Source organism: Rhodococcus sp. NJ-530, from assembly GCF_003860625.1.
GTDB classification, from domain to species: domain Bacteria; phylum Actinomycetota; class Actinomycetes; order Mycobacteriales; family Mycobacteriaceae; genus Rhodococcus_F; species Rhodococcus_F qingshengii.
On sequence record NZ_CP034154.1, the window covers coordinates 202861 to 216017 of the forward strand.

A 13157-nucleotide genomic window follows, 5' to 3' on the forward strand; every position below is an offset into this window, starting at 1 on the left:
GGTATCACTCGCCCCGGACGACCCTCAGCGCCGGCTTCGGCGGTGTCGCCTCCTTCGCACCATCCAGCGGCTCCCGGACAGGACAAACGCGCTGCCAGAGCGCATCCCAATCACAGGTGAAATAGCGAGTCAGCACCCCGCCACGGTTGGGCGGCGGAACCGGCTTCCCGTGTTCGTTCCACAGTCGTTGTCGTTCATCGCGCTGTGCCTCCACCTCGGACGTGAGGTGTCGGCGGCAGTAGCCGATCCACACAGATTCTCCGGTGGCCGGTTCTCGGTCGATCCAGACGGTGACAGCGGGCTTGCTGCACTGCCCGCCTTTCCGGACCATCTCAGCGCAGCAACGCATAAGCCCCTGTGTACTTTCCGGGTCGTAGCGGGGAAGATCCCGTTCGACAGCTCGCCGGGCCCAGTAGAACGCCTTTCCTGGGTTGTCGCCGGTGGCTTGTTCCCCGACCTCGAGCAGGAGCCCGTCCAAGGTCTTCACTCGCACCCGTAGGCCGTCGTCGTCGCTCACTCGATCGAGAACGTGACGAAGGCACAGCGCGAACAGCAGGGTGTCGCCGACGAGGTCCGGATCGGAGAGCATCTGGGCAATGCCTCGATCGCTGTCGGCGATCATGGTCTGGCCTGCCTTTTTACCTTCGGCGCGGCGAGAACGTCGGCTTTGGACAGGCTCAGCCGCACTCCAGATTTCGGGTCGATCAGCTCTTCGACGATGTTCGCGAGGCTGCTCCTCAGATTGGTGGCAGCGCTGCGTACAGCGACGTGGTCAACTACCGCGTCCGCGATCGTCTCGAGCAACTCCTGATCCTCTGTGCGGGCCCATAACCACAATCGCTTCGCCACGATCTGCTCGTCGACCAAATTCAGTATCCGATGGATCCGCTCCGCCTCGAACTCTCTGGCACCGGTACCCACGGCTTTCACCCGAGCAAGCTCCCGCTGATCGCGCTCGTGCGTGCGTTGCGCTTCCTTCACTGAACGGGCAGCCTCGCGTTCGGCTTCCGAGGATTTCCACGCCTGCCAGCGAGCGAGTTTGCGCCAGGCGGCGCCAGTGTCGATCGGGGACAACTTCGGTGCGGGTCGCAGCACTGCCATCGACACCCCACCTCGCCGGACAGGTGGCGCCATGATGCCCCAGGATTCGGGAATCGTCAGGCCTTCGATGAGGGCGGGGTCGGAGATGACGAGCCACCACTGTGAGCAGTGCTTGGCCCAGTCGTCGTGTTTGGTCGGATTACGTAGTTCTGAGATCACGTCCTGCCTGCTGACTTTGATCTCGTGCCCGATGATGTGGTCGCCATTCGAGTGGGTCAATGGCGCCGCGATCAGGTCGGCCCGCCGATCCGATCCGGGGGCTGCGATCTCCGCCGCGAGTATGAATCCGGGTCGTTGAGCGCTCGGCGGGTTGTAGTGCCGGCGGAGCATCTGCTGGACCTCTGCAGCGGTGAGCGCAACGGCCTTTGTGGATGCATTTTTGGTGGTCATGTCAATGCTCCTGACTGCCAATGATTTCGGACAGCTCGGCTTCGCCCTGCGGATGTTCGTTGTGGCGTCATCCGTACTCCACCACGTCGCCGCACCGGGAGCAGTTCCAACCGAAAAACCGTTCCCCGATTTCGTTCCGTTCCCAATACGAGCCGGGCCTGACGAACCTGCCGCACGTGCATTGAATCCACTGCTGGCGTTTGGCCTCTTCGTATTTCCACTGCTCCGTGAACAGTTGATCGAAGGTCATCAGGTTCATGACTGTCTGACCTTCGGAAGCGTGATGTACGTGCACATTTCCTCGGTCTCGTAAACGACGGGGTGATCGCCAGCCGGCAGGTCGTCGGGATCGAAGTCGTAGTCGGTGTGACCTGTCAAGACGATGCACGTGTCGCCCTGTTGGCAGATCATGTCGCCGATCATCTGGTGTGGAAGGTCGTGGACCTGGCTCACTCCGTCGCGGTCGAGTTGGTTCTGGAGCTCGTTCCGTGGGGTGGTCGGGAGTTCCTTGCAGTCTTCGCATTCCCACCAGACCGTGCACGGTGCGCCGGGATGCTTGTACGGGCACACGATCTCGTATTCGGCGTCGTGCTCGTTGTCGGCGGCGCGCGTGATCCGCAGAATGTGATCACTCATCATTGTCCCTTTCGGAGCGCTTCGGGATCACCACGTCGAGGTGTTCTTGGTGGATTCGGCTGCCGACCCACGCGTTCGGGTGAGGGTTTTCGTTGTAGATGCGGGTCGCGTTCTCAAGGGTCGCTGGCCACACCCAGAGCGGGTCAGGCCAGCCAGGATGGCCACAGAACAGGTATCGCACCTGCACCTTCTCTTTCGGGACGACAACGCTGGTGGCCACGACTGCCTCGGCGACGTGGTGGCGCAGAAGGTACGAGAGTGCGCCGGATGTGCTGTCGATCGGCGCGGACCGGAACTCGTCCCCCGTGCAGAAGACCTCAGCGCCGCAGGCACAGTCGATCACCAAACTGCGGTTGTCGAGATGTGTGACTGTCGCGGGACCATGCTTGCCCAGCAGGTCCGCCAGTTCGGTCGTCGTGGACCCGGACATGGACTCCGCCTGTGTCTGGGCGTCGAGAACTGCGATTGTTTCCGTTCGTGACCGTGACGAACGATTGTGATGCGGATCGTCGAGGGCGCCGGCTACTACGGCCATCTGGTCTCCTCGGTCACCGGTCTCTGCGTAGTACATTCGCGATTCTCCTGACTTGATCGAAAACTGTTTGAGTGAACTGATTTCTGTGTGTCGCGGTCACGAGTTAGCCCCTACGAGGGCTCGTCGATCGACACTCACTGGCGCCGGACCCTCCAAGGCCACTCGTACGCGATCCCCGATCCACCGCGCAGCGTGGACGGATACCGCATTGCCAATCTGCTTCTTCACTTGCTTGGTGTTGCCCACGAACTCGTAGGCGTCCGGAAAACCTTGTCCCCTTGCGCATTCACGGTTCGACAGCATCCGGAAGCGAACACCCTCGTCGGTGACTGTCGCGATGCCGTGGTGATTACCGCCGGCAGTGATGGCAGCGAGCGGATGCGCATCAGCTCTGCGGGCCTGCGCGTTGCGCCGGTAGGTCACAAGGTGCGGGGTGTCGAATTCGGCGATCTGCTCGATCTGTTCCGACACGTACAGCTTGCGGGTGACGATCTTCCCGGGGTTCGGATCAAGGATCGTCGACGCGCTGACCTGCTCCGGTTCGGTCACGGTGAGATCCACGTTCCCGTCGCGGGTGAACACGGCGAAGTAGCGAACACGTCGCTGTGCTGCGCCAACGTCGGCGGCGTCCAGAAGCACGATTTGTTCGCGGTAGCCGAGCATTCGCATCCCGTCCAGCCACCACGGGTAGAGAGTCCAGGCCTGGAATTCGAGGACGTTCTCTACGATCACAGCGTCGTAGCGGTGCACTTCTGTTGCGGCGATGACAGCGAAGGCTGTAGCGCGGTCGATGGATCCCGCGTCGGCACGCAGTAGTTCCTGTTCCACCGGTGGTTTCTTGTGCCCGCCGGATCTGGCGTGCCATACGCACGACGGGGAGAACCATGCGATGTTCGTTCTCGGGAAAGTGCGCCAGTCGACTTCGCTGAGATTCTCGTTCCGGTGTTCGGTGTTGGGATGGTTCCGTTGATGAGTGGCGATAGCCAGGTCCCAGTGGTTCGCGGCGGAAACGACCGAATACCCTGCCAATTCAAGACCTGTTGAGCTTCCACCAGCCCCCGCGAAGTTGTCGCTCGCAGTCAGTGCCATTCGGCCTCCGTTCAGAACCTGGGACATGTTGGCGGGCGCCTTCAAGTCCATCCAGTTCTACAGATGCGGGTTCCGGTGTGCGGCAAGGAATGCAGCGGTGAGGGCAGCTGGTGTTGGCAACCAGGATGAACAGATGACCACACGGCCCGCACAGGCGGACAGCCTTATCAGGCCCCTCGAAAACCCTTCAAGACCTGCTCAGTGAAGCCTGGCCACCACATTCGGCAGCGTCACGACGACACGTCACGGCGCTCGAGATTCGCGACGACAGTTCCATCGCGAACTCGTGGGCGTCACCTGGCGAGTCTGTGTATATGCCACTGCTATTCCGTCCAGGAAGATCGTGGCCTCAATCTCCCACTCGCCCGCACGGTCAAAGATGCTTCCGCTCAGGGCTTTATCTCCGAATTTGGTGCCCGAGAACATGCACGGTGGTGTGGTTCTGTGCGTCGATGTACGACTGAATTACCTCCGCAGCAGCTCTGATTGCCCACTGATCGGGTGGCTTCGACAGGTCGTCCTGCGCTATGTACGCGGCCTCGATCAACGCGGGTGACGGATTCTCCGGGTCCGGTAGTCGGACGTAGACGGCCACCTCGACCGATTCAGTAGGTTCGCTTCCGCCGGAGCAGCCGTCGATATGCTCAGGCGCGTCACAGTCTCCGTCCATCGTGCATTCCTTTGCCGGCTCGGGAACGTCGTGCCCGCGTCGCCTTAACTCGTCCCGGCCATGCCGAGCGAGTTTCGTCGCAAAAGGTTCAGTGCGGATCTCCACTGCCCGGGGCTTCGCATGGCCTCCAATGTCAGTCACGATGCACCCCTTGCATATCCTGCCTTTTCGACCATCCGCAACGTCAACTCCGCCAAGACAAGCACTTTGGTGCCATCGTCGGCACACAAGCTCATCGGCTGTGATGCGATCTCTTGGAGCCACATGTCCGCGATCTTGCGCCTGATTGACGTTCGATCCTCCGCGAGCGGCAGTGTGCTCTGTTGATCTGTGCTGCTTGTCACTGGTACGCCTCCGCTAAATCGAGCCGCCGAATAATGCTGTCGTCAGCGATGGTCCGAAGTCCCAGTGCGCCCTTGTACTCGATCGGGGATTCGAGTACTCGCGGATTTCGTAGGCGCAGATGGAAGTGACCCGGTTGCGCCCAGTCCGAGCAGTCACATTCGCAATCCCGGTCATGATGCACACTCGAGAGGTCGACGACACCGATGATCGCACCGTAGTAGTGGATCCGGGGGATACCACGGGGGTGCCTCATCGGAAGACCTCGCAGTGCTTCCATGTCGGGCTTGAGTGAAGCGTGGATAGCGACGGGGCCGCGGTATTTTCCTGCGATGTTCCTCGTCCGGTTCTCGATGTTCTTGTCTCCGTGAACGATTTGCCACGCGTAGGGCTGACGCACGGTCAGGATTCGCATGCTCTTCCCTCCTCCGCGGCTACCGACGGGGCGAGGAGCTTTGCTAGCTCGCGACTCTTTCCCGCGCCTGCAAGATCTGCGATTGACTGCCCCGAGACAAAATCCTTCGGCACCCGCACGGTTACGTAGGCGTGTTCTCCACCGGGGTTGCTGTCTGCTCCTGTGATTGCGCATAACATCTTCGATCCGGTTTCGGGGGGTACAGCAGTGAACGGCGCATGGTGGTTGAAGTCATTCCGCCCCGCTTTCGTGCTCTCCTCGGTGGGCACCATCTGCTCCGCGGTGAGAATGGGGTACCCATTCAAAGGCAGCCAGAAGAGGACTGCGTTGCCTGCCGCCAGGAAGAAGTCCTCGGGATCGGAACCATGGGCGACGCCCTCGCTCGCCTCCAGCGCTACTCTCCCGACATCGATTGCTACTTCATCTGAGTTGTTCAAGTTGTTCATGACATTGGCTCGATTCGTAAGTGGACGGGATGGGTGCGGCGATCGCTGGGCGACGACGTGCTGTCGGGCCGAAAAGCTGCGTTGACGGTTATCGTTTCGCTCAGCCAAGTTCTACGAATGAAGGTTCTGTTGTGCGGCATCAGATGCGGCGCTGACGGTAGATGGCGCCGGCCGCCGCGCTGAGTGTGTAGGACAGTCCTGAGGATCCGCGAGCGCGCAGCGCGATCAGATCAGCGCTGATGCACGTCGGGAATCCGATGCAACCCGGTGGCGGGCTGTCACGGTTTCACGGTCACGATGTCGAGCTCGACGAACTTCGACGTTTTCTTCGAGACGGAGATGCTTCCGGCGACCAGCTCACTCAGTCGCGCATTGATGTCCTCGTCGGACTCGTAGCCGTTGCTGAAGATCCTGTCGTCGGGGCCACGTACACCGCGCCGGTTGTCGATGATCGTGTACTGCACTGTCTTTTTGAGATTGAACGGGCTGGTGAGGATCACGAAATTGTTGTCCTCGGACACGGCCCGCACGCGCCACCAGCGCTTGGATTCGGCGAACTGAACCTTCGTGCCGACAGCCAGGGATTGGGCAGTTGTCATGCACTCTCTCCAATGTTCTGAGGATCTGCCAACGAGCGATTATCGCGCTCTGCGCCTATGTCTACCGCTGGCCCTTCCGGTCACTGCTGGGAGAAATCGGCAGTGTTTGTCACTCTTTGCTGACTGTGGGCTCACCGAGCGGCCGGACTTCGTAGATCGCCCAGCCTTCACCGACCTCGTTCTTCCGCTGTTCGGCGTGCGCCATTTCTTGCCGAACCGCCTCGAGTGTTGTGTGTACAACGCCGTCCCACAGGTCGGCGGTGTTTTCGGGGTTGAGAACCATGTACCCGGTTACGTCTGAGACGTGCTCTGAGGGTGCAGGTACGACGAAGTAGCGCTCGATGTGTTCGGCGATCTCATCAGCGGTATAGGCGATTCCTGAGTTGATGTCGGTGATCACGTTCTGAGCGAATTCTCGGAGTTCCGCGGGTGAGGAGTGCACCACCGCGGGGCCGGCTGGTTTTGCCGGCGCGTCCACAGACAGTGCCTGGTGCAAGTTCGACGCGCGCTCGCGGACTTTGTTCGGGCACATGGTGTTGAGAATCCACGAGATCAGTGCCTGTGCGTCGCCGACTCGTTCTGCGGGCAAGGCTCGGCCTCCGGTGGCGATCAGGTCTGCGACGGTTGTCGCGCTACTGACGGTTGAGGTGGTGTCGGCCATGATCGTTCCTTCGGTCGGGTGAACAACTTGTGGAAGGAAACCTTGGCTGGTGTCTGGTCACGCTGGGGCACTGCCTGTTGGGGAGTTTTCTGGCAACGACTTGTCCGCTGCCGGACTGGGATGGCGTGCTGGCGGAGAGTTCGGACAGCTCTCTCCCTGGGGGAGTGGGGGAGTGGGGGAGTGGGGGAGTCGCGTTTGCCTGCCCGGTCGGGGCAGCCGAACGCCCACCCGCCAGGCGTCGGCGGGTGGGCGCGAGTGGGCCTGTCGCGGGCTCAGCGCAACGGTGCGAGGGGAATCGAGTACTCCGTGGTGTTGTCGTAGGTTCCACGCTGCCCGGGCGGCAGAGCGTGCACCAGCGTCGTCATTTCGCTCAAGTCGACTCCATCGGCGTAGAAGTTGTCGAGGTCGTCGCTCGACGCGAGTACCCGCCCGCCGTCGACCGTGGTGACTTCGTAGACGTTGAATTCGATATCTGCCCGCAGCATCCCGGCCTCGGGCCACACATTGCGCACGAACTCGCTCAGGGCTGCCATAGCGATCTCGTCGATCTGGCGGTCGAGTGCCCTCTTGGCGTCGCACAGTTCGGTGAGCTTGTCCTGGAAAGGGGTGGGCGTCTTCGTTGTCAGCATCGCTGCATCCTTCTGTCGTGTGGTTGACGGTATGCCCCTACTCTCCGAGAACCGTTGTCCGAGTGCGGCATGACAGAAACAGCAGCCGCTCACGCATCGATGGGCCGGACAGCGCTCTCCCTGGGGGACTGAGCCGGACGCATTCACCCACCAGCGTCGGTGGGTGAATGTCGGCTTCTACGCGCCCTGGTACAGCCGGATAACGAAGTCCGGTTCGTGATGGTTGTAGTCCCCTCGCTGAGATGGCGGAAGGTGCGCGATCAACGTTCCGATGTCCTCGACGATGGGTGGCAAAGAATCGTCATTGTCGATCATCAAATAGGGCTTGAAGAACTCCTCGTCGGCGAGCACCCGCCCGTCCACCGCGACTACCTTCTCGACGACCCATTCAGGACTGGAGTAGACGATCGCCGCATCCGGCCATAGGGCGCACACGTACTCCCTCATCGCCGGGAGCGCTAGCCTCTCGATCTTCTCGCCCAGATCGACATGCTCCGCGCTCAGACGGAGAAGCTCGTCCTTTAACGTGGCGTGCTGCTCGGGTGCAGTCATGATTGTTTTCCTTCCGTCAGGTGGGGCCGGGCCGAAGTCAGCCGCCCCTGGGTGGTCAGATCGCGCGGGCGTAGTTGAAGCCCAGAAGGTCGTATCCGGCGTCGCTCAGGATGGCGCGCTCCTCTGCGAGCGTCGCCCATTCCCATCCGAGAATGAACGCGACTTCGGTGCCGTCAAGGGTGGTGACGCTGTAGCCGACTTTGTAGACCGTCATCTGGTCTTCGGCGACGTGGCGACCACTGCGGCGGATGAGGTGGGTGGCGTGTTTGCGCGCTGCAGCTCGGCGCTCGTCACTGATCTGTCGAGACTCGTATGCGGTGGTCGTCATCGTGCCCTCCCAAGGCCGTCGGCGTTCGTTGCCATCGATGACGATCCGCGCCGGCGCCTGACACTGCGGCACTGAGCCACACGCGAGATCCTTTGTCCCCCTGACAACATCGACTGGGTTTGCCGATACGCGACACCCCGAGCCGGACAGCTCTCTCCCCGGGGGAAGGGGGCATGCCGGGATAGGCAGGAATCCAGCCCATCCCGGCAGGAGGGTCAAGAAGCATCACCACTCGGCAACTGGCCGACAGCGAACAGGACCGGGTGAACGCCGGGCGCGCAGCGACGAGATAGTCGCGCCACGCCCAACGCGACTATTGGCCGCCGCACTGGTCGACCGCGCCCGACCACGAATCGGCGTCAGCCGACCGCGTCGACTGGCCACGGACCGATTGCTGAGCTGAGCTGAGTTCAACTCGACCCGCCCACAACGGCCACGGAACTACATACCGGGTGAAATTCTTTGTCCCCCCGCTGCCCTCGCTGGAAACAGCACCCACACCATTCGAAAGCGGACAGCTCTCTCCCTGGGGGAGTGGGGGAACCGACGGTCAGGCGTCGCCTGGGAGGTACCCGGCGGCCGCGGTGAAGGCGATGCCGGCCGCGGCTTCATCCCGCACACCTTCCGGACCGGCACCAGTCTCGGCCGCCACAACAGCTTCCTTCGCTGCAGCCAACGCTGCGTGCCCGACCGCCCGGACTCGAGTCTGGATCTGACGTGGATCGGTCTCGTCGACCAGGTGCGCACGCCGAGCCGCAGCCGCCGCCAGATCAGCTCCGTTTGCGGCGGCCTGCCGGACGCTGGCGAGTCGCCATGCCCCGGTATGCCCTGCCCCAGGGGGTGTCTCGATTCGCGTCCCCTCCCACGAGGCGCTACGGCGGCTCTCCGAACGGGCCTCGAAACGCATGACACGTTCAGTCAACGACTGCCGCGTAACCCCACCGAAGACGCCGCTGATCTCATCCCACGACACCCCGACCTCGCGGGCGTTGACGATCGCCGCCGCCGAACGATCCCGAGCTGTCTCCATCCGTTCCCGCAGCGCCGACTCCTGCTTGACCGCATCGGTCAGCGCGCCCACGGCCTTGCCTCGGGCCACATCCGACAGGTCGGTGCGAATCTCAACCACGCCAGCATCATCTCCTCGTAACCGGTGGGCCCTGGACATCACGCGACGGCGCAGGGTGCACATGCACAATCCCACCCCCGGTTCCGGCCACCCACGGACCGTAACGGACGCACCATCGTCGCAGTCCACGTTGATGATCGGCTCCTGTCACCACGATCTCTGCAGCTGTCGGACCTCACGCCACGCGCGCGTTCACATGACGCCGGCGACCGGGCACCCCCAACCTCACGCTCGGAGCGCGGCGCCCACCGACCACCCATCCGGACGAGCAACCTCAACCGCGAGAAACTCTGTCCCCCCACTGACCTCACAACATCACCCCACCCACCGACTCCCACCTATCGCACCCCCAAACGCCCCGATCCGGACAGCCTTCCCCCTGGGGGAGCCCACCCCGACCCTCCCCACAGCCAGCACGCACCACCAACCCAGCCCCGACACCCGGCCACGGCCGACTCACCTCACCGACGGAACCCCCTGCCCCGCAACCACACCCACCCTCCCGCACCCACCCTCGAACCCTTGTCCCCCACCAGCCAGGCGCAGGGAGCACCTGCACACCCCACAGGGGGGCCCGCAACATCACACCCAACGCACCCGCCGCCACCCACCACACCTCCTCCCCCCACACCCCCAACCACCCCTAACCACCCGCGCGCTTCGCGCGCGAGGCGACGTCGTCGACGGATGGTGTCTGCAGTTGTTGTCAGCCCCGGTGGCCGGGGTTTTGCTTTTGGCTCGAGAAGGTGACCACGAGGGTTCTGTTGATGTCAGCGATGGTGATGGGGTTGGGGCCGTCAGGCCCCGGTTTTTGCGGTTGGTGTTTGCAGCCGCTGGTGGCTGCGTTGGGTGGTTCGGGTGTCGGTTGTGTTGTGGGCGAAGGGGTGTCTGCCGGACCGGTTGTTGTGGTGGTGGGCTGCCCCGGCCGGCTTCCACTGCGTTCTGCTCGGCGCCGTCCGTGGCTGGGTCCGCTGCGCTCGGCTGCGGATGGTTGCGTTGTGCAGGTGCTCACCCTCGGTGTTGTCGTTAGGTGTGTGGGTTTGTGTTGGTGGCAGCTCGTTGTTGGCAGCGGGTTGGGCGGCCTGTTGGCGGTGATGGTGGTGAGGGTTTTCAAGCCGGGTTGTTGGTGCTTCACCGGTGGGCGTTGAGGTCACGAACGAGTGGTGTGCGGGTTCGCGACTCGGGTGACGGTTGGGGTCGTGGCCCGGCTTCCACTGCGTTCTGCTCGGCGCCGGTCCACGACTGCTGTGGCTGGGTCCGCTGCGCTCAGCTACGGATGGTCACCGCATGCAGATACTCACCCACAGAGTGGTGCTGTTGGGAGAGCTGGTTGAGGCTCGTCCGACCCGGGTTTCGGGTTGGCGGCCGCACCAGTTGTCGGTGACATCAACGGGCTGCGCGGCTACCGGCAAAGGGGGGCTCACCCTGATGTCGACAACGCAGATCCCAACGAAGACAACACCGTTGACGACACCCCGCCAGGGGTGCGACACACACCCGGCCGGCCGACCCAGATGACACCAACAGCTGCACACAACAGATGACACCAACAGCAGCGACCAAACACTCAGGGGCAACCACCACCCGGGGGCGAGAAGCCACCGACAGAAGCCGACAAGGCTTAGCGCAGCGGACCGACCACCACCAACCGGATACGACCGCAGGTCAGTCGGCCACCCACCCCGTCAGGGCACCGGAGGATGCGAGCGAGCGAGCATTCTTCGGGGCACTGCTACGGGGTGGTCCACGAAGTGGCCGACACCTGCGGCGTAGCCGGAACCCCCATCAACCACGCACTCACACCATCACCCAGACAGCGAAGCGAATCTGTGGTGTGTGTGACGTGCGGTTGTGGGGGTTAGTCAGGAATTTTCTCGGGGGGCTGAGTGTCGGGGTTTTCCGATAATAGTTACTGGTTGCAGCATTTTTGCCCGAAAGTTGTTCTCGACAACTGGTGTCGGGGTTGGGGTCCGGGTTTCGGCGAGGTTGGTTCTGTAGGGTGTGGGCAGTGCCGCTGCGGTGAGAGGTGAGACGTTGGTTTCGGTTGTGCAGTCCTGGGAGCGTGAAGTTTTGGCGACTCCGGAGTCTGTGTCCGAGTGGAAACGTGCTCGGTCGCGGCGACGGTTCGCAGCTGATGCGGTGCCGGCGGATCGGCGGGGAAAGCCGGGTGGGAAGGGGCCGGCGGGGTGGCGTCGGAAGCCTGCGGATGAGGACTTGCTCCGGTTCATGACGTTGCATGGTGTGGTGTCGTTGAGGCAGGCGGCGCATTGGTTTTACGGGGGGAAGATCAGTACGGCTCGGCATCGTGTTCGGTCGATGGAGGACGCTGGTTTGTTGACGCGGAATCAGGATCAGCCGTGGGCTGGTGTCGTGTTGGTTCCGACGCTTGATGGTCAGACGGTGGGGTTGGAGACGGCGGAGTTTCCGGTGTCGCATTCGTCGTTGCGTGGGCACATGACGGTGCCTGCGAATCTGTTGCATCGGTTGTTGGTTGCGGATCAGACGTTGGCTGCTCGAGCTCGTGGGCGCACGGTGATTTCGGAGCGCCAGATTCGGATGCTGGAGGCCCGCGATGAGAGCCAGTCGCATCGGTTTTTGCAGTCGGTCGGGGTGCACTATTCGTCGGATGGCGTCGCGGCCGGTGTTGTCCCGTCGCGGCTGACGTTGATCGATGAGGGGCCGGCCGGGACGACGGTTGTGGGGGAGAGGAACACGTGGTTGGGGTTGCCGGTTCGGACTGACTGGGATAACCGTGTGGCACCGTATTCGCCGCAGCGTTCAGGTCTGCGTTTCCCTGATTTCATCGAAGTGTTGGAGTCGGGTGAGTTGGCTGCGGTCGAGGTGGAAGTCGCGACGAAATCGGAGGCACGCATGAAGATGCTCGTCGACGGTTACCGGTCGTCGTTGCCTGCCGTTGAGGACGTCGTTGATGCCAATGGTGCACCGGGGAAGCGGCTTCGGCGCGGCCAGTTCCGGCACTGCCGGTGGGTGGTGTCACCGGAGGTGCGGGTGGTGTTGCAGGGTACGACGAACTTCATCAGCGGTGGGCATCAGGATGGCCTTCTGCAGAAGCTGATGCCGGATGTGTACGCGCAGAATTTTGATTGGTCGAAGCAGACTGACAAACTGCCCGTTCGGGTGATCGCGGCGACGTCGGAAGACACCGGAGTGCAGTACGCGTTGGATCAACGCAACCTTGAACCGCAGTACCGGTGCGACTATCGGACGTGGCTTCGGTGGCGACGGTTGTGGGAGGCGCAGATACCTGCTGACAAGCGTGCCGTGTATACCTTTGCCCGGTGGATCAGGACGGCTGACAACCTCGAAATCTGCCGTCGTTTGGTGCGAGGCTGATCGTTTTCGATTTGGTCGTATTGGTCCTGTCGGCCGACTAGCCTTCCGTCAGGTGGTACGTTCGGCCATCAAAATGCGAGACTTCTTGGGAGAGAATATGACCGATCAGCCAACTGCTGTGAGTGAAGAGCCCATGACAGTGGCTGATGCTTATCATGATGCGAACGGTCAGCCGATCATGGCTGAGTCGATCGTCATCTACATCGACGCGCTCGCAACCAAGGTGTACTGGGAACAAGAATCTGACCCCACGAAACTCGAATTCGTAAGGGATTGGGTAC

Annotated in this window: 16 protein-coding genes; 1 reads left to right on the plus strand and 15 read right to left on the minus strand. The window is 62.4% G+C overall.

The features are described from left to right. Nucleotides 1-4: 4 nt before the first annotated feature. The 15 genes from EHW12_RS31375 to EHW12_RS31445 form a co-directional block, all read right to left on the minus strand. Nucleotides 5-622 (minus strand): hypothetical protein, encoded by a 618-nt coding sequence (locus EHW12_RS31375; protein WP_125053116.1) that lies wholly within the window; start codon nt 620-622, stop codon nt 5-7. Further along, nucleotides 619-1491: a hypothetical protein gene (locus EHW12_RS31380; protein WP_125053118.1), complete on the minus strand. Its 873-nt coding sequence runs from the start codon at nt 1489-1491 to the stop codon at nt 619-621. The genes EHW12_RS31375 and EHW12_RS31380 overlap by 4 nt, the downstream gene beginning before the upstream one ends. A gap of 255 nt (nt 1492-1746) precedes the next feature. Next, complete coding sequence (locus tag EHW12_RS31385) at nt 1747-2127, minus strand: hypothetical protein (RefSeq protein ID WP_125053120.1); 381 nt, start codon at nt 2125-2127, stop codon at nt 1747-1749. Further along, on the minus strand, nt 2120-2662 hold the full coding sequence (locus EHW12_RS31390; protein WP_125053122.1) for a hypothetical protein: 543 nt from the start codon (nt 2660-2662) through the stop codon (nt 2120-2122). The genes EHW12_RS31385 and EHW12_RS31390 overlap by 8 nt, the downstream gene beginning before the upstream one ends. A gap of 96 nt (nt 2663-2758) precedes the next feature. Then, nucleotides 2759-3751 (minus strand): DNA cytosine methyltransferase, encoded by a 993-nt coding sequence (locus tag EHW12_RS31395; protein WP_223304381.1) that lies wholly within the window; start codon nt 3749-3751, stop codon nt 2759-2761. 397 nt (nt 3752-4148) lie between these two features. Beyond that, complete coding sequence (locus EHW12_RS31400; RefSeq protein WP_125053124.1) at nt 4149-4562, minus strand: hypothetical protein; 414 nt, start codon at nt 4560-4562, stop codon at nt 4149-4151. Beyond that, complete coding sequence (locus EHW12_RS31405) at nt 4559-4765, minus strand: hypothetical protein (RefSeq protein ID WP_125053126.1); 207 nt, start codon at nt 4763-4765, stop codon at nt 4559-4561. The genes EHW12_RS31400 and EHW12_RS31405 overlap by 4 nt, the downstream gene beginning before the upstream one ends. Further along, nucleotides 4762-5178 carry an ASCH domain-containing protein gene (locus tag EHW12_RS31410; protein ID WP_075835589.1) on the minus strand — a complete coding sequence of 139 codons (417 nt, stop codon included), beginning with the start codon at nt 5176-5178 and terminating at the stop codon, nt 4762-4764. The genes EHW12_RS31405 and EHW12_RS31410 overlap by 4 nt, the downstream gene beginning before the upstream one ends. Beyond that, complete coding sequence (locus EHW12_RS31415; protein WP_125053128.1) at nt 5166-5624, minus strand: hypothetical protein; 459 nt, start codon at nt 5622-5624, stop codon at nt 5166-5168. Before EHW12_RS31415 ends, EHW12_RS31410 begins: the two co-directional genes overlap by 13 nt. 278 nt (nt 5625-5902) lie before the next feature. Further along, nucleotides 5903-6223 carry a hypothetical protein gene (locus EHW12_RS31420; RefSeq protein WP_058228469.1) on the minus strand — a complete coding sequence of 107 codons (321 nt, stop codon included), beginning with the start codon at nt 6221-6223 and terminating at the stop codon, nt 5903-5905. Nucleotides 6224-6332: 109 nt separating this feature from the next. Then, the gene (locus EHW12_RS31425; RefSeq protein WP_125053130.1) at nt 6333-6884 is read right to left on the minus strand and encodes a hypothetical protein; all 552 of its coding nucleotides are present in this window, start codon (nt 6882-6884) and stop codon (nt 6333-6335) included. A 272-nt stretch (nt 6885-7156) separates the two neighbouring features. Continuing rightward, nucleotides 7157-7513: a hypothetical protein gene (locus EHW12_RS31430; protein ID WP_047269191.1), complete on the minus strand. Its 357-nt coding sequence runs from the start codon at nt 7511-7513 to the stop codon at nt 7157-7159. Nucleotides 7514-7690: 177 nt separating this feature from the next. Continuing rightward, the gene (locus EHW12_RS31435; protein WP_047269192.1) at nt 7691-8065 is read right to left on the minus strand and encodes a hypothetical protein; all 375 of its coding nucleotides are present in this window, start codon (nt 8063-8065) and stop codon (nt 7691-7693) included. Between the two features lie 55 nt (nt 8066-8120). Further along, complete coding sequence (locus EHW12_RS31440) at nt 8121-8393, minus strand: hypothetical protein (protein ID WP_047269193.1); 273 nt, start codon at nt 8391-8393, stop codon at nt 8121-8123. 550 nt (nt 8394-8943) lie between these two features. Next, the gene (locus EHW12_RS31445; protein ID WP_064112145.1) at nt 8944-9522 is read right to left on the minus strand and encodes a hypothetical protein; all 579 of its coding nucleotides are present in this window, start codon (nt 9520-9522) and stop codon (nt 8944-8946) included. A 2316-nt stretch (nt 9523-11838) separates the two neighbouring features. Between EHW12_RS31445 and EHW12_RS31450 the strand changes: the two genes are divergently transcribed. Further along, nucleotides 11839-12876, plus strand: a complete 1038-nt coding sequence (locus EHW12_RS31450) for a hypothetical protein (RefSeq protein ID WP_052959784.1) — start codon at nt 11839-11841, stop codon at nt 12874-12876. Nucleotides 12877-13157: the final 281 nt, after the last annotated feature.